Annotated in this window: 18 protein-coding genes; 14 read left to right on the top strand and 4 right to left on the bottom strand. The window is 70.6% G+C overall.

The window, feature by feature from the left end; genetic code table 11:
• The first annotated feature begins 62 nt into the window (after positions 1-62).
• The 3 genes from IEY63_RS08200 to IEY63_RS08190 are packed head-to-tail and all read left to right on the top strand — an operon-like array spanning position 63 to position 2,900.
• Positions 63-368 (top strand): GNAT family N-acetyltransferase, encoded by a 306-nt coding sequence (locus IEY63_RS08200; RefSeq protein ID WP_189068527.1) that lies wholly within the window; start codon positions 63-65, stop codon positions 366-368.
• Positions 369-423: 55 nt separating this feature from the next.
• Complete coding sequence (locus tag IEY63_RS08195; RefSeq protein WP_189068526.1) at positions 424-2,544, top strand: heavy metal translocating P-type ATPase; 2,121 nt, start codon at positions 424-426, stop codon at positions 2,542-2,544.
• Positions 2,541-2,900 (top strand): ArsR/SmtB family transcription factor, encoded by a 360-nt coding sequence (locus tag IEY63_RS08190; protein ID WP_189068525.1) that lies wholly within the window; start codon positions 2,541-2,543, stop codon positions 2,898-2,900. Before IEY63_RS08195 ends, IEY63_RS08190 begins: the two co-directional genes overlap by 4 nt.
• A gap of 43 nt (positions 2,901-2,943) precedes the next feature.
• On the opposite strand, the gene IEY63_RS08185 is transcribed toward IEY63_RS08190, so the two are convergent.
• Positions 2,944-4,167: an MFS transporter gene (locus tag IEY63_RS08185; RefSeq protein WP_189068524.1), complete on the bottom strand. Its 1,224-nt coding sequence runs from the start codon at positions 4,165-4,167 to the stop codon at positions 2,944-2,946.
• A 114-nt stretch (positions 4,168-4,281) separates the two neighbouring features.
• Positions 4,282-6,381 (bottom strand): molybdopterin oxidoreductase family protein, encoded by a 2,100-nt coding sequence (locus tag IEY63_RS08180; protein WP_189068523.1) that lies wholly within the window; start codon positions 6,379-6,381, stop codon positions 4,282-4,284.
• Positions 6,382-6,609: 228 nt separating this feature from the next.
• Between IEY63_RS08180 and nirB the strand changes: the two genes are divergently transcribed.
• The 3 genes from nirB to IEY63_RS08165 all read left to right on the top strand — a co-directional run bounded on the left by nirB (position 6,610) and on the right by IEY63_RS08165 (position 10,417).
• Positions 6,610-9,147 carry a nitrite reductase large subunit NirB gene (nirB, locus tag IEY63_RS08175; protein ID WP_229784578.1) on the top strand — a complete coding sequence of 846 codons (2,538 nt, stop codon included), beginning with the start codon at positions 6,610-6,612 and terminating at the stop codon, positions 9,145-9,147.
• An 89-nt stretch (positions 9,148-9,236) separates the two neighbouring features.
• The gene (gene nirD, locus IEY63_RS08170) at positions 9,237-9,605 is read left to right on the top strand and encodes a nitrite reductase small subunit NirD (protein ID WP_189068521.1); all 369 of its coding nucleotides are present in this window, start codon (positions 9,237-9,239) and stop codon (positions 9,603-9,605) included.
• The gene (locus IEY63_RS08165) at positions 9,584-10,417 is read left to right on the top strand and encodes a uroporphyrinogen-III synthase (RefSeq protein ID WP_189068520.1); all 834 of its coding nucleotides are present in this window, start codon (positions 9,584-9,586) and stop codon (positions 10,415-10,417) included. The genes nirD and IEY63_RS08165 overlap by 22 nt, the downstream gene beginning before the upstream one ends.
• A gap of 53 nt (positions 10,418-10,470) precedes the next feature.
• Here the strand turns inward: IEY63_RS08165 and cobO are convergent, their stop codons facing one another.
• Together cobO and IEY63_RS08155 are read right to left on the bottom strand one after the other, a co-directional pair.
• Positions 10,471-11,085, bottom strand: a complete 615-nt coding sequence (gene cobO / locus IEY63_RS08160; protein WP_189068519.1) for a cob(I)yrinic acid a,c-diamide adenosyltransferase — start codon at positions 11,083-11,085, stop codon at positions 10,471-10,473.
• Complete coding sequence (locus IEY63_RS08155; protein ID WP_189068518.1) at positions 11,082-11,945, bottom strand: ABC transporter substrate-binding protein; 864 nt, start codon at positions 11,943-11,945, stop codon at positions 11,082-11,084. Before IEY63_RS08155 ends, cobO begins: the two co-directional genes overlap by 4 nt.
• A 380-nt stretch (positions 11,946-12,325) precedes the next feature.
• On the opposite strand from IEY63_RS08155, the gene IEY63_RS08150 reads away from it, so the two are divergent.
• Genes IEY63_RS08150 through IEY63_RS08115 form a run of 8 tightly spaced genes read left to right on the top strand, consistent with a single transcriptional unit; the run spans position 12,326 to position 18,375 of the window.
• Positions 12,326-13,012 (top strand): urease subunit beta, encoded by a 687-nt coding sequence (locus IEY63_RS08150; RefSeq protein WP_189068517.1) that lies wholly within the window; start codon positions 12,326-12,328, stop codon positions 13,010-13,012.
• Positions 13,009-14,730 carry an urease subunit alpha gene (gene ureC, locus IEY63_RS08145; protein WP_189068516.1) on the top strand — a complete coding sequence of 574 codons (1,722 nt, stop codon included), beginning with the start codon at positions 13,009-13,011 and terminating at the stop codon, positions 14,728-14,730. Before IEY63_RS08150 ends, ureC begins: the two co-directional genes overlap by 4 nt.
• Positions 14,731-14,778: 48 nt before the next feature.
• On the top strand, positions 14,779-15,141 hold the full coding sequence (locus tag IEY63_RS08140; RefSeq protein WP_189068515.1) for a hydrogenase maturation nickel metallochaperone HypA/HybF: 363 nt from the start codon (positions 14,779-14,781) through the stop codon (positions 15,139-15,141).
• Positions 15,138-15,800, top strand: coding sequence for a hydrogenase nickel incorporation protein HypB (hypB, locus tag IEY63_RS08135; protein ID WP_189068514.1), 663 nt, complete (start codon positions 15,138-15,140; stop codon positions 15,798-15,800). Before IEY63_RS08140 ends, hypB begins: the two co-directional genes overlap by 4 nt.
• Positions 15,801-15,853: 53 nt before the next feature.
• Positions 15,854-16,249: an urease accessory protein UreE gene (gene ureE / locus IEY63_RS08130; protein ID WP_229784577.1), complete on the top strand. Its 396-nt coding sequence runs from the start codon at positions 15,854-15,856 to the stop codon at positions 16,247-16,249.
• A complete protein-coding gene (locus tag IEY63_RS08125) occupies positions 16,246-16,890 on the top strand; it encodes an urease accessory protein UreF (protein WP_189068513.1) in 645 nt (214 codons plus the stop codon). The genes ureE and IEY63_RS08125 overlap by 4 nt, the downstream gene beginning before the upstream one ends.
• A 16-nt stretch (positions 16,891-16,906) precedes the next feature.
• Positions 16,907-17,581: an urease accessory protein UreG gene (ureG, locus tag IEY63_RS08120; protein ID WP_189068512.1), complete on the top strand. Its 675-nt coding sequence runs from the start codon at positions 16,907-16,909 to the stop codon at positions 17,579-17,581.
• A gap of 26 nt (positions 17,582-17,607) precedes the next feature.
• Positions 17,608-18,375 (top strand): urease accessory protein UreD, encoded by a 768-nt coding sequence (locus tag IEY63_RS08115; protein WP_229784576.1) that lies wholly within the window; start codon positions 17,608-17,610, stop codon positions 18,373-18,375.
• The last annotated feature ends 434 nt before the right edge of the window (positions 18,376-18,809 follow it).

Raw genomic sequence — 18,809 nt, 5'->3', positions numbered from 1 at the left:
TGAGCCCTGCGTGCGTGGCGCGGGGTTCGGGTTCCACCGGGGCAGGCGGTAGGATGACCGGCATGACCCCACACGTGCAGCGCAACGATGACAGGCAACGCTACGAACTGCTGGACGGCGAGCGGGTGCTGGGCTTCGCGGAGTTCCGTCCGGTGGGGAACGCGGTGATGCTGCCCCACACGGAGGTCGAGGAAGGGCATGAGGGCGAGGGGCTGGGCAGTCAGCTGGCCCGCGCGGCGCTCGATGATGTCCGGGCGCAGGGGAAGCTGGTGCTGCCCATGTGCCCCTTTATTGCGGCGTACATCCGCCGGCATCCGGAGTACAACGACCTGATTCACCCGCAGCAGCGTGCGGTGTTCGGTCTGTAAGGAGCGCAGCGACAGAAAGTGAATATCTGAGCAGGTTTTCAGATATGCTGGGGGCATGAGCGCTCCTGGACCCCTCGCCACACCCGCGGAACTCGACTACTTCGTCGAGGGCATGGACTGCCCGTCCTGCGTGCGCAAGATCGAGGGCGCCCTGAGCCGCATGCCCGGCGCCACCCAGGCCCGCACGAACCTCACCCGCCAGAGCCTCACCCTGACCCTCGACGAGGCGCAGACCCCGCGCGCCGCGCTGGAACAGACCCTGCGCGGCCTCGGGCACGAACCGCGCCTCCTGACGCCCGAGGTCCCCATCACGCCGCGCCCCTGGTGGCAGACCGCCCAGGGCCGCCTCGTGATCACCTCGGGCGCGCTACTGGCCCTGGCGTGGACATTCAGCTGGATCGAACCTCGCCTCGCCGTGTGGGGTTACGCCGCGGCCACGCTGCTCGGCGTGGCCCCGCTGGCCCGCCGGGCCGTGGCCGCCGCCCGCGCCGGGGACCCCTTCGGCATCAACACCCTGGTCACGCTGGCCGCGCTGGGCGCCCTGCTGATCGGCGAGGCCGCCGAGGCCGCCGTGGTCGTGTTCTTCTTCGCCATCGGGGAACTGCTGGAGGGCGTCGCCGTGAGCCGCGCGCGCAGCGGCATCCAGGCCCTCACCCGCCTGACGCCCAAAACGGCCCTGCTGCTCACCAAGGGGCGGGTGGTCGAGGTGCCCGCCGACACCCTGCGCGTCGGGCAACTGGTGCAGGTGCAGCCCGGCGGCCGCGTCCCCGCCGACGGTACGGTCACGCAGGGGCAGTCCAGCCTCGACGACTCCCCCGTCACGGGCGAGAGCGTTCCGATCCTCAAGGGCCCGGGGGACGCCGTGTACGCCGGGAGCATCAACACCGACGGTGTGCTGACCCTGCGCGTGAATGCCGAGGCCCGGGACAACACCATCGCGCGCATCATTCACCTTGTCGAGCAGGCCGAGGCGCACCGCGCGCCGGTCGCGCGGTTCATTGACCGCTTCTCACGGGTCTACACGCCTGTGGTCCTGCTGATCGCGCTGCTGACGGCCCTGATCCCGCCGCTGCTGGGCGGCGCGTGGCACGAATGGCTGTACAAGGGCGTGGCGCTGCTGCTGATCGGCTGCCCCTGCGCGCTGGTCCTGAGCGTGCCCGCCGCGATCACCAGCGCCGTGAGCGCCGGCACCCGCCGTGGCCTGCTCATCAAGGGCGGCGCGGCCTTGGAAGCGGTCGGGGGCGTCCGCACCGTGGCGTTCGACAAGACCGGCACCCTGACCGCCGGGCGCCCCGCCGTGACCGACGTCGTTCCCGGCCGCCTGGATGAGGCCAGCGTGCTGCGCCTCGCCGCGGCCGTGGAGCAGGGCTCCAGCCACCCGCTGGCCCGCGCGATCCTTGAGCAGGCAGGCGCGGACCTGCCCGCCGCGCAGGACGCCCGCGCCCTACCGGGCCGGGCCGCCCAGGCCACCGTGGACGGCCGCGCCCTGAGCGTCGGCTCGCCCCGCTTCGCCCGCGAACAGGGTGCCTGGACCGCGCAGCTCGAGGGAACCGTCACGGCCCTGGAGGATCAGGGCAAGACGGTGGTACTCCTGCTTGAGGGCGCCCAGGTGCTCGGGCTGATCGCGCTGCGGGACGAACCTCGCCCGGACGCGCGCGCCGCCGCCGATGGGCTGCGGGCGCTGGGCGTGCAGCCGGTGATGCTCACCGGGGATAACGCCCGCACCGCGCGCGCCATCGGGGAGGCCCTGAACATCGAGGTGCACGCCGAACTGCTCCCGGAGGACAAGCTGCGGCTCATCGAGACCCTGAAGGCGCGCGGCGGCGTGGCGATGGTCGGGGACGGCATCAACGACGCGCCCGCTCTGGCCGCCGCTACCGTGGGTATCGCCATGGGCGGGGGCACGGACGTGGCGCTGGAAACCGCGGACGCCGCGCTGCTGGGCCGCGAGGTGCGCGGCGTGCCGGACCTGATCCAGCTGTCCCGCGCCGCCACGCGCAACATCCGGCAGAACGTGGCGTTCGCGGTGGGCCTGAAGGCCGTGTTCCTCGTCACGACGCTGCTGGGCATCACGGGCCTGTGGCCAGCCATCCTGTCCGACACGGGCGCCACGGCGCTGGTGACCGCGAACGCCCTGCGTCTGCTGCGCTTCCGCCCAGACCGGGGGCGCGCTTGACCGCCGAGCTTCCCCGCTGTGATGAGGACTGCCGCCACCCGGACGCGGTGGCGAACGCGCGCGCGGCGCTGCCCACTCAGCAGGCCGTGGAGGCCGCCAGCGCCCTGCTGAAGGCCGTCGCGGACCCCACGCGCCTGCGGATGCTGAGCGCCCTGGCCGCGCAGGAACTGTGCGTGCATGACCTGGCGACCGTGGCGGGCATCAGTGAGAGCGCCGCCAGTCACCAGCTGCGCCTGCTGCGCGCGCACCGGCTGGTCGGGTACCGCAAGGAGGGCCGCACCGTGTACTACCACCTGGCCGACCAGCACGTGACGCTGCTGCTGGAGAACGCGCTGGAACACGCGCAGGAACGTTAGGCGCCGGGAGCGGCATCTCCCGGCGCCCGGCGAATGAAGTGGGTCAGGCGAAGTCCGGCACGCGCCCCAGCACCTTCAGGCGGACCATGTTCGCCACGAACACCACGGTGCTCAGCGCGGTCAGGGCGAACAACGTCACGAACGCACTCTGGGCGCCCAGCGTGGGTTTCAGTGCCGCGAAGGCCAGCGGCAGGATGAAGCCGCCCAGGCCCCCCAGCAGGCCCACGAGCCCTCCCACGACGCCCATCTGCCCCGGGTTCCACTGGGCGACCAGGGTGTAGGTGCTGGCCTTGCCGACACCCATGCCCACCCCGATGACCGTGGTGAGCAGCATGAACGTCGTGACGTTCAGGTCACGCAGCAGGGGCAGCAGGCCCGCCAGCATCACCCCGAAGGCCACGGTGGTCACCGCGCGCGGCCCGAAGCGGTCCGAGAGGTACCCGCCCAGGGGCCGCAGGAGGCTGGCGGGGAAGATGAACAGCGCCGTCAGCAGGCCCGCCTGCGCCAGCGGCACGCCGTAGTGATCCACGTAGTACTTGGGCAGGAAGAGGCTGCACGCGACGTACGCGCCGAAGAACACCACGTAGTACAGCCCGAAGCGCCACACCTGCGCGCGCGCCAGGGGCCGTAGCCAGTCGCTCAGGGTGCGGCCGGTCGGCGTGCTCTGATCAGCGGGCGTGAGGCGGGCGGTCAGCGCGGCGCACAGCAGCAGCGCCAGGCCGAACACGAACGGCACGAAGTGCCACCCGCCGGGAATGAGCAGGCCCGCCGGGACGAGCGTGATCATCAGCGGCGCGAGGAGTTTGGTGATGCTCGCCCCGGCGTTCCCGGCGCCAAAGGTGCCCAGCGCGAGCCCCTGCCGGGCGACCGGGACCCACTGCGCAATCCAGGCGTTCCCAACGGCGAAGCTGACCCCGGCCAGGCCCACGCCCAGCGCGAGGACCAGCAGGGTGGTGTACCCGTCTGCCCAGGCGAGCGCCAGGGAGAACAGCGCGGTGACCACCGTGGTGATCAGGAATACGGCCTTCCCGCCGTACCGGTCCGCCCAGATGCCCGCGGGGAGGCGCAGCAGGGAGCCGGTCAGGACGGGAATGGCGGTCAGCAGCGTGAACTGCGCGTCCGTCAGGCCCAGCTGCTTGCGGATGGGCAGGCCCACGATGGCGAACATGACCCACACGGCGAACATCAGCGTGAAGCCGACGGTGGCGGCGGTGACGACCCGGCGGGCGTCGGCGGTCAGGGGCGGAGCGGCGGGAACAGTGGTCATGCGGGGCCTCCTGCGGGCGTGATGGGGCGGGACCGGCGCGGGGCGCAGGCCTGACGGGTGAACTCCGGGTGGGTCAGGGGGTGGGTGGGGGCATGTGAACGCTCCTGGTGAGGGTCAGGACACCGGGCTGAGCAGCGGCGAGGTGGACGCCGGCAGGGTCAGCCGGGCGGGGTGCAGCGTGACGGGCGTGACCTTGAAGCCCGGCATGCGCGAGTGCGGGTCAAGTGTGTGCGGGTCGGTGAGGAGGTTCGCGCTGCCCGGCCAGTGGAAGGGAATGAACACGGTGTCGCGCCGCAGGCCCGGTGTGAGGGTGACGGGCGCGGTGGCCTGCCCGTGCGCGGTGCGCAGCGTCACGAGGTCCCCAGCATGCAGGCCGTGCTCGTGGGCGGTGTCGGGGTGCAGCTGCACGGTCAGCTCGGCTTTCAGCGCGGGATTGCGGCGGGTCTGGGTGCCGCTCTGGTACTGATTACCCAGGCGTCCCGTGGTGAGGTGCAGCGCGCGGGGGCCGTGGACGGGCGCGCGCAGCTGCGGAACGTGCAGGGTCGCCAGCCCGTCCGGGGTGGGGAAGGGCGGCGCGTAGGCGTACGGGGTGTCGGGGCCGCTGGCGCTTCTCACGGGCCACTGCGCGCTGGCCTGATCGAGGCGCCCGGCGCTCAGGCCGCTGTAGTCCGCCCTGCCGCCGCGCGTGGCGCGGAAGAACTCGTTCTGAAGGGCGCGGAAGTCGGGGTAGGTGAACCCATCGGGCCGGCCCAGGGCACCTGCCAGGTCGCACAGGATGCGCCAGTCCTCGCGGGCCGCGCCGGGCGGCGTGACGGCGCGGCGGCGGCGCTGCACGCGGCCCTCCAGGTTGGTGGTGGTGCCGTCCTCCTCGCACCACATGCTGCCCGGCAGCACCAGCGTGGCCAGCTGCGCAGTCTCGCTGGGTAGGAAGTCAATCACGATCAGGTGCTTCAGGGCCTTCAGGTGCTCCGTGACCTGCCCGGCCCCGGCGGCACTCACGGCCGGGTTGCTGCCCAGCACGATCAGGGCGTCCAGGCCGCCCTCGCCCGGCTGGCCGCAGGCGTTCAGGAGTTCCTGCGCGCTGTACCCCGGCTGCGGCAGGGTGGATTCCGGCACGTTCCACAGGGCGGCTATCTCGGCGCGGTGGTGGGGGTCGCGCAGGCTGCGCGCGCCGGGCAGCTGGTCATTCTTCTGCCCGTGCTCGCGGCCGCCCTGACCGTTGCCCTGCCCGGTCAGGGGCGCGTACCCGCCGCCGACCTTGCCGAAATGCCCGGTCAGGAACGCCAGGTTCAGCCAGGCCTGCACGGTGTCGGTACCCTGCACGTGCTGTTCCGGGCCGCGCCCGGTGAGGATCAGGGGGGTGCGCGCCTCGGCGTACGCGCGGCCCAGCGTGAACACGTCCGCTTCGGTCAGCCCGCAGTCGTGCGCGACGCGCGCGGGCGGGTAGTCGTCCGCCTGGGCGAGCACCTGGGCCATGCCGTGGGCCGGCGCGGTGGGGCGGATCCGGCCCCACTGTTTCATCAGGTGCAGCAGGCCCAGCGCCAGGATGCCGTCCGTGCCGGGGCGCGGCGCGAGGTGCCGCCCGGCGACCTTGCTGGTGGTCGTGGCGCGCGGATCAATCGCATACACCGTGCCGCCGCGGTCCTTGACGCCCTTGAGGTACTGCATCAGCGGCGGCAGGGTCTCGGCGACGTTCGCGCCGACGAGGATCAGGAGGTCGCTGCGGACCAGGTCGTCCAGCGGGAAGCCCAGGCCACGGTCGTACCCGACGGTGCGGTTCAGCGCGGTCGACGCGCTGGCCATGCAGTACCGGCCGTTGTAATCGATGTGCGGGGTGCGCAGGGCCACGCGGGCGAACTTGCCCAGCAGGTACGTCTTCTCGTTCGTCAGGCTGCCGCTGCCAAACACGCCAATGCGCTCAGGCGCGAGGCTGCCCAGGGCCTGCCGGACGTACGCGAGCGCTTCCGGCCAGTCCACTGGGGTGAGTTCACCGTTCTTCCGCAGCAGGGGCGTGGTCAGGCGTTCGGGGTGGCGCAGGTCGTTCAGGGCGGCCAGACCCTTCTTACAGACGGTGCCGTGCGCGACCGGGCAGTCCTTCGTGGGCGTGACCTTCACCGGCAGGCCGCGGTCAAGGTGCAGGTCGAAATTGCACTGCACGGCGCAGTAGGGACACGTGGTCCGGACGGTGGGGGCGTGCAGGGTCGCCTGACTCATGCGGTCACGGTGGCGGACCGGAAGCGGGAAGTCAAGGCCAAATCTGCAAAGCGTTCAAAAATTTTGCGACAAGAGGGAAAATATAGGGAGTTGTACAGGCGAATTGGTCAAAAAACTTAGCTCGTGACCAATTTTCCTTGACAAATTGCATGAAGGCTCGTTAACTGTGCCCCAGCAGCCGGGCCCCGAATGCCACGGCCCCTTCCCAGACCTGATGGAGGCTTCACCGTGTCCACCCCAATCCCCCACCTCGTGATCGTCGGCAACGGCATGGTCGGCCACCGCCTGACCGAGCAGCTGCGTCAGCACGCCGGCCCGGACGTCCTGCGCCTCACCGTGATCAGCGAGGAGCGCCGCCTCGCGTACGACCGCGTGCACCTCTCTAGCCACTTCGACGACCCCCGCCCCAACCTGTCCCTGGCCACCGACGCCGGGTACCGCGAGGCAGGCGTGACCGTCGTGACGGGCCGCGCCGACGCCGTGAACCTGACCGCGAAGACCGTGCAGATCGCCGGGTGGACCCTCGCGTACGACGCGCTGGTGTTCGCCACCGGCTCGTTCCCCTTCGTGCCGCCCGTGCCGGGCCGCGACGCCCGCGGCTGCTTCGTGTACCGCACCCTGGATGACCTGGACGCCATCCGCGAGGCCGCGCAGGACACCCAGGTCGGCGTGGTCATCGGTGGCGGCCTGCTGGGCCTGGAGGCTGCCGGCGCGCTGCGCAAGCTGGGCCTCGAAACGCACGTCGTGGAGTTCGCCCCGCACCTGATGCCCGCCCAGCTGGACGCCGAGGGCGGCGCGGCGCTGCGCCGCACCATCGAGGCGATGGGCATCGGCGTGCACGTGAACACCACCACGCAGCAGGTCCGCACGGACGACGCGGGCCGCGTGACCGGCTTGGACTTCGGGGGCGGCGCGGGCCTGGACGCCGGACTGGTCGTGTTCAGCGCCGGCATCCGCCCCCGGGACGACCTGGCCCGCGCCGCCGGCCTGACGGTCGGGGAACGTGGCGGCGTCCTGATCGACGACACCTGCCGCACCAGCGACCCGCACGTGTACGCGGTCGGCGAGTGCGCCCTGCACGACGGGCGCGTGTACGGCCTGGTCGCCCCCGGCTACCAGATGGCGAAGGTGGCGGCCGTGAACGTCTTGCGGGACCTGGGCCTGCTGGACGCCGCGCCCGCGCAGTTCCGCGGCGCGGACCTGAGCACCAAGCTGAAACTGCTGGGCGTGGAGGTCGGGTCGTTCGGCGACGCGAAGGGCGTCACGCCCGGCGCGCGCAGCGTGTCCCTGAGTGACAACGTGCGCGGCACGTACAGCAAGGTCGTCCTCTCCGGGGACGGGCGCGTGCTGGGTGGCCTGCTCGTGGGTGACACGGCGCGCTACAGCGACCTTCTGGACCTCACGCTGTCCGGCACGCCCCTGAGCGTCCCGCCGGAGACGCTGATCGTGCCCCCCCTGCCTGGCGGGGCCGTCTCCACCAGCAGCGACGCGCTGCTCTGCTCGTGTGAGAACGTCCGCGAGAGCGCCCTGTGCGCCGCCATAGCCGAGGGCGCGCGGGACGTCGCCAGCCTGAAGAAGTGCACCGGCGCGGGCACCGGCTGCGGCGGCTGCGTACCCAGCCTGCACGGCCTGCTGCACAGCGAACTGCGCCGCCTGGGCGAGACCGTCACGAACCACCTGTGCGAGCACTACCCGTACTCCCGGCAGGAACTGTTCGACTTGATCCGCGTCCGGGGCCACACCACCTGGGACGAGGTGCTGGACGCGCACGGCTCGGGGCTGGGCTGCGAGATCTGCAAACCCGCCGTGGGCAGCATCCTCGCCACGCTGCACAACGAACTGGTCGTCGCGCCGCAGCACGCCCCCGTGCAGGACACCAACGACGCGTTCCTGGCCAACATCCAGAAGAACGGCACGTACTCGGTCGTGCCCCGCATCCCCGGCGGTGAGGTCACGGCCGAGGGCCTGATCGCCATCGGCGCGGTCGCGCAGCAGTTCGGGCTGTACTGCAAGATCACCGGCGGGCAGCGCATCGACCTGCTCGGCGCGCAGCGGGATGACCTGCCCGCCATCTGGGAGGCCCTGATCGCCGCCGGCTTCGAGAGCGGCCACGCGTACGGCAAGAGCCTGCGCACCGTGAAAAGCTGCGTCGGCAGCACCTGGTGCCGCTACGGCGTGCAGGACTCCACCAGCCTCGCCATCCGCCTGGAACTGCGCTACCGGGGCCTGCGCAGCCCCCACAAGCTCAAGAGCGGCGTGTCCGGCTGCACCCGCGAGTGCGCCGAGGCCCGCAGCAAGGACTTCGGGATCATCGCCACCGAGAAGGGCTGGAACGTGTACGTCGGCGGGAACGGCGGCGTGACGCCCAAGCACGCGCTGCTCCTCGCCAGTGACCTGACCGAGGACGAGGTCATCACGCTGCTGGACCGCTACCTGATGTTCTACGTCCGCACCGCCGACCGCCTTCAGCGCACCAGCGCCTGGCTTGAAAACCTGGAGGGCGGCCTGGAGTACCTGAGGGCCGTGATCATCGACGACCGCCTGGGCCTGTGCGCCGAACTGGACGCCGAGATGCAGCGGCACATCGGCACGTACCAGGACGAGTGGGCCGCCGCTGTCGCGGACCCCGCCATCCGCGCCCGTTTCCGCACCTTCATCAACACGGACGCCCGTGACGACGGCGTGCAGTGGGTGGACGAGCGCGGCCAGATCCGCCCCGCCGACCACCCTCACTTCTACCCCCTGCCGATGCTCGGCGGCGACTGAACCCCACCCGACTCACCCCCGCCCGGCTGACACCCCGCTGAAGCCCGACCCTCACCCTGACCGCAGGGCCCGCCGCAAGGAGAAGTGCCATGACCCTCACCGCCACACCCACCCCAGTTCCGCTCCCCATGACGCGCGTGTGCGCGCTGGACGACATCCTGCCCGGCACCGGCGTGTGCGCCCTCATCTCGGGCCAGCAGGTCGCCGTGTTCCGCGTCGGTGAGCGCGTGTACGCCATCGGGAACCGTGACCCCTTCACCGGCGCGAACGTCCTGTCGCGCGGCCTGACCGGCAGTTACACCGCTGGCGGCCAGACCCGCGTGAAGGTCGCCTCGCCCCTGCTCAAGCACGCCTTCGACCTCGACAGCGGCCTGAGCCTCGACGATCCCAGCGTGAGCGTCCCCGTGTACGCCGCGCGCACCGAAGGAGGTGACGTATGGACTGGTTCGCTGGCCTGAACGTCCTGAGTCTGGAATCCCGCCGCAGCGAGGAAATGGAAACCCTGATCCGCAAGTACGGCGGCGCCCCTCAGGTGGCCCCCAGCATGCGCGAGATGAAACTCGACCTGACCGGCCCCCTCGCCCAGTTCGAACGTGACCTCCTCGCCGGGGACATCCACACCGTCGCCTGCCTCACGGGCGTGGGCACCCGCATGTTCCTCAAGGAACTCACCGCCCGCGACCCCAGCCACCTCGACGCCCTCCAGGCCGTGCCGTTCGTGTCCCGCGGCAGCAAACCCGCCCAGGCCCTCAAGACCTTCGGCCTGAGCAGCACCCAGGTCGCCAAGCCCAGCACCTGGCACGAGGTCACCGAGCACCTCCTCGCCACGCTCACCCGCGGGCAGCACGCCGTGATCCTCGAGTACGGCGAGGCCATCCCCGGCGCCATGCTGCGCGAACTGGGTTACGCCGGGATCCGCGTGACCAGCGTGCCCGTATACCGCTGCGCGTTCCCGCAGGACCCCGCCCCACTGGCCCGGGCAGTGCGGGACGTGGTGCTGGGCGGCCCGGACATCCTGCTGCTCTCCAGCGGCACGCAGATCCTGCACTTCCTGAAGTACGCCGAGAAACTGGGCCTGCTGGAAGAAGCCCGCGCGGGCCTGAACCGACTCGTGGTGGTCAGCATCGGGCCGGCGTGCAGCGAGGCGGCCGCGGACCTGGGCCTGCGGATTGATCTGGAAGCGAACCCGCACAAGATGGGCATCCTGGTGCGCGTGGCCGCCGAACACGGCCCGGGCATCCTCGCGCAGCGTCTCGGCCGCGTCGGCTGAGACCTGGACAGACCCTCCCCAGGCCTACCGCAGGCCTGGGGAGGGTCTGCTGATCAGTACTCGATGCCGCTCTGCCCGCCGATGCCTGCCTCATACGCGTGCTTGACCGGTTGAATCTCACTGACGGTGTCGGCCAGGGCCACCAGTTCCGGCAGGGCGTCCCGGCCGGTGATGACCACGTGCAGGCGCGGATCGCGGGCGCGCAGCGTGGCTTCCACGTCCGCCCAGGGCACCCAGCCGAACTTGAGGGGGTACGTGAACTCATCAAGGACGATCAGGTCGTCCTCACCGCCCAGGATCGCGGCCCGGGCCAGCGTCCAGCCGTGCTCGGCCAGCGCCGCGGAGTTCTCCAAGTCCTTGCTGCGCCACGTCCAGCCGTCCCCCAGGCCCTGGCAGGGAATGCCCAGGGCCTCCAGCGTGCGGTGCTCGCCGAATTTGGCGGTGTCGTGCTTCAGGAACTGGAACATCCGCACGCGCAGGCCCCGGCCGTGCGCGCGCAGCATCAGGCCCAGCGCGGCGGTCGTCTTGCCCTTGCCGTGCCCGGTGTTCACGATCAGCAGGCCCCGGCGGCCCTTGCTGATCCCCTCGCGCTTGCGGTACGCGTCGCGCTGCTCGGTCAAGGCCTGCATGGCCTGCGCGCGCCGCTCTGCGGTCACGGTGTCGCTCACAGCGCCTCGGGGTGCAGGAAGCGGATCAGGGCGCGCAGCGCCTGCGCCAGGCGCGGCCCGGGGCGGCTCAGCGCGTCGCGTTCCTCCGGGGTGGGGCTGAACACCCGCCCGGTCGTCACGGCCCGCAGGCCCGACCAGCCCGGCCGGACGCGCGCCTGCGCGAGCGTGAGGCCCACCATGACCTGCGGGTTGCGCTGCACGATCAGTTCCGGGTCCAGTTTCGGGAAGTCACCCAGCGCGGGCGGCACGATCGTCTGCCCGCCCGCCTTGGTGATCAGCGTCCCGATGAACGAGTTCGGCCCGACCGAGTACGGGCTGGGGTCGATCTCGTAGTACGTGCTGACTTTCGGCAGGCCCGCCACGCTGCGTTGCAGGGCGTTCAGGTCGGCGCGCATGGACGCGATCAGGCGCGTGGCGTTCGCCTCATGGTTCGTGAGTTTCCCCAGCACCGCGATCTTCTCGAACACCTCGTTGAAGGACTGCCCGGTGCCGCCGTACACGGTCAGGCCCGCCTGCGCGAGTTTCTCCGTCAGGCGCGACCCACTGGACTCGTCGGCCAGCACGAGGTCCGGCTTGAGGGCCAGGATCGCTTCCAGGTTCGGCTGGTACGCGCTGCCCACGCGGGGCAGGCGCTCCACGACGGCCTTGGGGTAGTTGCTGTAGGTGTCCACGGCGATCAGCTGATCCGACGCGCCCAGCGCGGCGAGCGTCTCGGTGTGGCTGGGCAGCATGGCGATGATGCGGCGCGGCTCGCGGTTCAGCGTGACGGTGCGGCCCAGGTCATCGCGGACGGTCAGGGGGTACGAGGTGGCGGACGCGGCAGTGCTGACGCTCAAGGTCAGCAGAAGGGCAAATCGCATGGTGAGCTCCGGCGTGTGCGGGGAGACGAGACGCCAGCGCGCAGCGCGAGCACACAGCAGAAAAAATGCCGCTGCGCTCTGGCGGGGCCGGAGCGGCGGCGCGCCGGATGGCGGGCGTTCGGTCTGCTGGCCCTCTGAAGGCGAGAGGTGCCCCGCGAAGGGGGCGTCCCTGAACGGCATTCGGGCTCGCGTGGACCACGCACACCGCTGCGCAACAGCGCCGGAATCGCACCGGACTTCCCCGGACTCAGGTACGCCGAAGGTAGCACGCGCCCCTCACGGCACGCTGCCTACACAGCCGCGCCCGCCGGAACCCCCTCGTTGGCGCCTGCCGCGCTACGCTGAGGGCATCCCACACACGCTCAGGAGGTCCGCCCCGCATGCAGCTCACCGAACGTGAACGCGACAAACTCCTGATTCACGCCGCCGCCCAGCTCGCCCAGAGTCGGCGTGCGCGCGGCCTGAAACTCAACCACCCGGAAGCGGTCGCCCTGATCACCGCCGCCGTACTGGAAGGCATCCGCGACGGTCGGCGCGTGGAGGACCTGATGAGCTGGGGCGCGACCCTCCTGACCCCAGAGGACGTGATGGACGGCGTGCCCGAACTGATCCACGACATTCAGGTGGAGGGCACCTTCCCCGACGGCACGAAACTGGTCACCATTCACGACCCGATCCGCGGCGCGGCCAGCCGCGTCGTGCCCGGCGAGTACCTCCTGGAGGACGGAGAGATTGACCTGAACGCCGGGCGACCCGTGACGGCCCTGACCGTGGCGAACCGTTCGGACCGGCCCATCCAGGTCGGCAGTCACTTTCACTTCTTCGAGGTGAACGCGGGCCTGCACTTCGACCGCGCGGCGGCCTACGGGCAGCGCCTGAACATTCCCGCCGGGACCGCCGTGCGTTTCGAGCCGGGCGAGGAACGCGACGTGAACCTCGTCCCGCTGGGCGGCACGCGCGAGGTGTACGGCATGAACGCGCTGGTCAGCGGCGATCTCGACAGCGCCGGAATGAAGGACGCCGCTCTGAGACGGGCGCGGGAGCAGGGTTTCGGAGGGGCGGAATGAAGGTCACGCGTCGGCAGTACGCCGACCTGTACGGCCCCACCGTCGGGGACCGCGTGCGCCTGGGCGACACGGGCCTCCTGATCGAGGTCGAGCGGGATTTCACCACGTACGGCGAGGAGGTCAAGTTCGGCGGCGGGAAGGTCATCCGCGACGGACTGGGGCAGAGCAGCACCGCCACCCGTTCCGATCCGAACGTGCCGGACCTGGTCATCACGAACGCCCTGATCCTCGACCACTGGGGCGTCGTGAAGGCCGACGTGGGCGTCAAGAACGGACGGATCACGGCCATCGGGAAGGCCGGGAATCCCGGCACGCAGGACGGTGTAACAACGGGCCTGACCATCGGGGCGAGCACCGAGATCATCGCGGGCGAGGGACACATCCTCACGGCGGGTGGCGTGGACACGCACATTCACTTCATCGCGCCGCAGCAGTGCTGGACGGCGCTGGAATCCGGCGTGACGACCATGATCGGCGGCGGCACCGGCCCCACGGCGGGCACCTCCGCCACGACCTGCACGCCCGGCGAGTGGCACATCCACCGCATGCTGGAAGCCCTGGCGGGCCTGCCGCTGAACTTCGGGCTGCTGGGCAAGGGCAACGCCAGCACGCAGGCGCCCCTGGCCGAGCAGATCCACGCCGGGGCGCTGGGCCTGAAACTGCACGAGGACTGGGGCACCACGCCCGCCGCCATCCACGCCGCCCTGAGCGTCGCCGAGGACTTCGACATTCAGGTGGCCATTCACACCGACACGCTGAACGAGTCGGGGTTCGTCGAGGACTCCATCCGGGCGTTCGCCGGGCGCACCATCCACACCTTCCACACCGAGGGCGCCGGGGGCGGGCACGCGCCGGACATCATCCGGGTCGCAGGCCTGCCGAACGTCCTGCCCAGCTCCACGAACCCCACCATGCCGTTCACGGTGAACACCATCCACGAGCACCTCGACATGCTGATGGTCTGCCACCACCTCAGCCCGCGCATTCCCGAGGACGTGAGTTTCGCCGAGAGCCGCATCCGCCCCGAGACGATCGCCGCCGAGGACGTCCTGCACGACCTGGGCGTCTTTTCCATGATGAGCAGCGACAGTCAGGCGATGGGCCGCGTGGGCGAGGTCATCACCCGCACGTGGCAGGCCGCGCACAAGATGAAACTCCAGCGCGGTCCGCTGAGCATCCCCGGGCTGGGCACCGACACCCGCGCGGACAACCTGCGCGCCCGGCGCTACGTCGCCAAGTACACCGTCAACCCTGCCGTCGCGCACGGCATCGCGCACGAGGTCGGCAGCGTCGAGGTCGGAAAACTCGCCGATCTGGTGCTGTGGAAACCTGCCTTCTTCGGCGCGAAGACCGCCATGGTGATCAAGGGCGGTCTGGTCGTCGCCGCGCAGATGGGCGACGCGAACGCCAGCATCCCCACGCCGCAACCCGTATACCCGCGCCCCATGTTCGCCGCACACGGGGGCGGAATGGACGCCACCTGCCTGCACTTCGTCTCCCAGGTCAGCCTGGAGGGAGGCCACCTGCCGGACGTGGGCCGCCGCTACAGCGCCGTGCAGCACACCCGCGACATCGGCAAGAAGGACATGATCCTGAACGCCGAGACGCCCGACATCCACGTCAACCCCGAAACCTACGAGGTGCGCGTGAACGGCGAGGTCGCCACCTGCGAACCCCTCGACGAACTGCCACTCGCGCAGCGGTACTTCCTGTTCTGATGCACTCCGTCCCCTCACAACCCAGCGCTCAGCGCCCAGAGTCTGCCCGTGCATGAGGCGTCGATTGCCCTGTCGCTGATTGACGTGGCGTCGGAGGTGCTGCGTGAGCACGGCGCGGCGCGGGCGTCGGCACTGACGGTACGGGTGGGCGCGTGGTCGAGCGTGGTGCCGGAGGCGCTGACGGCCGCCTTTCCAGCCTGCGCGGCGGGGACGCCCCTGGAGGGCGCGCGCCTGAGCGTCGTGACGGTGCCGGGCGTGGGCGAGTGCCCGGTGCACGGACGCGTGACACTGGACGTCAAAAGGGGCCTGCGCTGCCCGGCGTGTGGCGCGCCCACGCCGACGCTGCTGGCGGGCGACGAGCTGGAACTGGACGAGATCGAACTGGCTGAACCTGACCGGGAGGACCTATGACGGCGACGAAACCGCGCATCGTGACGGTGCGGCAGCACATCCTGAAGGCGAACGACCACACGGCGGCTGAGAACCGCGCGGCCTTCGCGGCGGCGGGCGTGCGGGCGATCAATCTGGCGAGCAGTCCCGGTGCGGGCAAGACGGCGCTGCTGGAACGCACGCTGCGGGATCTCGCGGGGCAGGTGAACATGGCGGTCGCGGTGGGGGACCTGGCGACCGAGAACGACGCGGCGCGGCTGCGGCAGCACGGCGCGCAGGCCGAGCAGATCGTCACGGGGACCATCTGCCACCTGGACGCGGCGATGGTGCAGGCGGTGCTGCCGCGCTTCGATCTGGCGGGGCTGGAGGTGCTCTTCCTGGAGAACGTGGGGAATCTGGTGTGCCCCAGTTCGTACGATCTGGGCGAGGCGGCCCGCGCAGTGCTGATCAGCACCACCGAGGGCGAGGACAAGCCGCTGAAGTACCCGACGATGTTCAACACAGCGGACGTGGTGGTGATCACGAAGATGGACCTTGCGGACGCGGTGGGGTTCGACCGGGACCTGTGCCGGGAGAACATCGACCGGGCGCGGCCCGGCGTGCCGGTCATCGAACTGAGCAGCCTCAGCGGCGCGGGCCTGGACGCGTGGTACGCGTTCGTCCGGGGTCAAGGGGTGTGAAAGTGTCCGGGTTGCGCCGCCCGGTCCTGGGCATGGTCACGGCCGCAGGCACGGTGACGGGCGAATTGGTGCGGGTGCCCATGACGGCCGCCGACCGCCGCCGGGTGCGCCGCCGCCTGCGCGCCCCGGACGGCGTGGAACTGCTGCTGGCCCTGCCGACCGGGACGGTGCTGTCGCCGGGCACCCCGCTGGAGGTGCGGGGCGACGTGACTTACGTCGTGGACGCCGCCCCGGAGGACGTGGCGGTCGTCACGCCGCGCACGCTGGCCGAGGCGGCGGCCCTGGGGCACGCGGTGGGCAACCTGCACCGCGACCTCGTGCCGGACGGAGGGGCGTTCCTGGCACTGTGGGACGCCCCGCTGGAACTGCTGCTCACGCGTCTGGGCGTGCCCTTCACGCGAGAGGAACGGCCCTTCCACGGACGCCCGTCCTGGGAGCACGAGGGATGAGCCTGCTGCGCCTGCTCCAGCTGGCGGATTCGGCGTTCCCGACCGGGGCGTATGCCTTCAGTGACGGGCTGGAGACCCTCACGACGCGCGGCGAGGTGCGCACACCGGCCGACCTGACGGCGTTCCTGGCGGGGCAACTCACGCACGGGTGGGGCGCGCAGGACGCGCCCGCCTGCGCGCTGGCGTGGGGCGCCGACCCCGCCACGCTAGCGGAACTCGACGATCTGCTGGACGACCTGAAGCTCGTGCCGGGCCCGCGCGCGGCGAGCACGCGGGTCGGGGCGAACCTGCGCCGCGCCGCCACACACCTCTGGCCGGACATCCTGGTGGCCCTGCCCGCCACCCGGCACCACGCCACCACGTTCGGCGCGCTCGGGCACGCGCTCGGCACGCCCCGCGCGGATACCGTCACGGCGTTCGTGAGCGGCTGGCTGCTGGGCCGTGCCACCAGCGCCACGCGCCTGATGAAACTCGGCGGGCTGGACGCCCAGCGCTGCGCCGCCCACTGCGACGGGGCCGCGCAGGCCTGCGTCCACGCGGCCCTGCACGCCACGCCGGACGACCTCTTCACCTTCACCCCGCACCTGGACGTCGCCGCCAGTGAGCAGCCCGGCCTGGACGCGCGACTCTTCCAGACGTGACCCCCAAGGAGACGCCATGACCCATCAGATTCCTACCTCTCCCCTGCGGATCGGCGTGGGCGGCCCCGTCGGGAGTGGCAAGACGGCGCTGCTGGAAGCGCTGTGCCGCGCGCTGCGTGACCGGTACGAACTAGCCGTCATCACGAATGATATCTACACCTTCGAGGACCAGCGGATCCTGACGGCGGCAGCCGCGCTGCCCGCCGACCGCATCCGGGGCGTGCAGACGGGCGGCTGCCCGCACACCGCGATCCGCGAGGACACCTCCCTGAATCAGGAGGCGGCCGAGGCGCTCACCGCCGGGTACCCGCGCCTGGAGCTGCTGTTCATCGAGTCGGGTGGGGATAACCTGGCGTCGTCATTCTCGCCGGAACTTGTGGACGCCTGGATGTTCGTGCTGGACGTCTCCGGTGGTGAGAAGGTGCCGCGCAAGGGAGGTCCGGGCGTGCGCGCGTCGGACCTGCTGGTGATCAACAAGACTGACCTAGCGCCGCTGGTGGGGGCGAACCTGGCAGTCATGGACGCGGACGCGCGGGCCGGCCGGACGGTGGGGGGCGAGGTGCGGCCCTTCGTGTTCACGAACCTGAAAAGCGGGGACGGGCTGATGGACGTCATCGCCTGGATTGAACATGACCTTCTGTTTCGTGACGTCGCCCCGCCCCGTGTCGGGTGGCAGGGAGCACCGGTCTGACACTGCTGGCCCGCACCCGTACCGGTGTGCTGCACCTGAATTTCGGACTACGCAGGGGCCGGACGGTTCTGCTGCGGGACATTCAGAAAGCACCCCTGATGGTGATCCGGCCGTTCGAGCTGCCCTGCGGGACGCTGATGGTGTTCATTATGAATCCCACCGGGGGCGTGCTGGGCGGCGATCACGCTGAGATCCGCGCGGTCGTCGGGGAAGGCGCGCGCGTGCTGATCCTCACCCAGGCTGCAACGCGGGTTCAGCCGGCCCCGGATGGACGGAGCGCCACGCAGGACATTCACTTTGCGGTGGCGGCGGATGGTCGGCTGGAATACCACCCGGAACGCACCATTCCTTTCGCGGGCAGCGCCTTCACGCAGACGCTCACGGCGGAGCTGGAGGAAGGCGCGCAGTTCGGACTGACCGAGACGCTCGCGGCGGGCCGTGTCCAGATGGGGGAGAGGTTGGCGTTCAGGTCCTTCGAGAGTCGGGTGCAGGTAAACGTCGCGGGTCGCCGGGTTTACCTCGACTGTCAGCGGCTCACGCCCGGTGACCTGACGTCAGCACCGGGCGTGTGGGGCCCAGGCGAGTACCAGGCGTCCGGGGTCTTTGTCGGTGGCGTGCCCGGCGAGCTTCCGTCCTCGCCCGGAATTCTCGCGTCGGGCGTATCAGCGGGCGGGGCGGTATGGGTGCGCGGGGTGGCGTCCCGCGGTCCCGTCCTGGATGCGGTGCTGGTGCGCGCACGTGATTCCTTGCGCCTGACGCTGTGGGGCGCACCGCCACTCCAGGTTCGGAGATAGGAGCGTTTATTCCCTGTGCAGGGACTGAGACCATTCGGGGTTCCCAGCAGTGTGCTGAGAGAGTTGACAGCCTGGAAGGGCCGAGGTAAGTTATCAGGCCTGCCTGTGATCTGGCCTGACTGAGTCTGGTTGGAAAGGAGGCAGGAAGTGTCCGGCTGACCACGACGTGTCGTGGGGGACCTGTCATATCTGAGCGTTTTCCGCTCAACTCTCGTGAGTAGAAGGTTGACAGATTTAAGCAAAGTTGGTACACTTCTTAAGTCGCTGAACGGAGCCCGCTCCGAAGAAGGCGCACCGGAACCCCCAAGGTTCTGTGAAGCATGACAACGGAAGATGCTTGAGAAGCAAAGGACAGTTCGACAGGGCTGAGTGAGCGGACCGCCCCCCGGTGGTCTCCAGACTCACGAAACGGACGACGCCTTTCGGGGTGAAGT

Origin of the sequence: Deinococcus radiotolerans (assembly GCF_014647435.1) — a bacterium.
Lineage (GTDB): Bacteria > Deinococcota > Deinococci > Deinococcales > Deinococcaceae > Deinococcus > Deinococcus radiotolerans.
Note: the sequence above shows the minus strand (reverse complement) of the source record. Positions and strands in the feature narration are given on the sequence as shown.

Excerpts from the sequence above, each read along its gene's own strand:
- IEY63_RS08125 (WP_189068513.1), top strand. The coding sequence starts at position 16,246 with ATGAGCCTGCTGCGCCTGCTCCAGCTGGCGGATTCGGCGTTCCCGACC.
- IEY63_RS08180 (WP_189068523.1), bottom strand. The coding sequence starts at position 6,381 with ATGAGTCAGGCGACCCTGCACGCCCCCACCGTCCGGACCACGTGTCCC.
- IEY63_RS08165 (WP_189068520.1), top strand. The coding sequence starts at position 9,584 with ATGGACTGGTTCGCTGGCCTGAACGTCCTGAGTCTGGAATCCCGCCGC.
- IEY63_RS08155 (WP_189068518.1), bottom strand. The coding sequence starts at position 11,945 with ATGCGATTTGCCCTTCTGCTGACCTTGAGCGTCAGCACTGCCGCGTCC.
- IEY63_RS08185 (WP_189068524.1), bottom strand. The coding sequence starts at position 4,167 with ATGACCACTGTTCCCGCCGCTCCGCCCCTGACCGCCGACGCCCGCCGG.
- nirD (WP_189068521.1), top strand. The coding sequence starts at position 9,237 with ATGACCCTCACCGCCACACCCACCCCAGTTCCGCTCCCCATGACGCGC.
- IEY63_RS08195 (WP_189068526.1), top strand. The coding sequence starts at position 424 with ATGAGCGCTCCTGGACCCCTCGCCACACCCGCGGAACTCGACTACTTC.
- IEY63_RS08200 (WP_189068527.1), top strand. The coding sequence starts at position 63 with ATGACCCCACACGTGCAGCGCAACGATGACAGGCAACGCTACGAACTG.
- IEY63_RS08150 (WP_189068517.1), top strand. The coding sequence starts at position 12,326 with ATGCAGCTCACCGAACGTGAACGCGACAAACTCCTGATTCACGCCGCC.
- hypB (WP_189068514.1), top strand. The coding sequence starts at position 15,138 with ATGACGGCGACGAAACCGCGCATCGTGACGGTGCGGCAGCACATCCTG.
- ureG (WP_189068512.1), top strand. The coding sequence starts at position 16,907 with ATGACCCATCAGATTCCTACCTCTCCCCTGCGGATCGGCGTGGGCGGC.
- ureC (WP_189068516.1), top strand. The coding sequence starts at position 13,009 with ATGAAGGTCACGCGTCGGCAGTACGCCGACCTGTACGGCCCCACCGTC.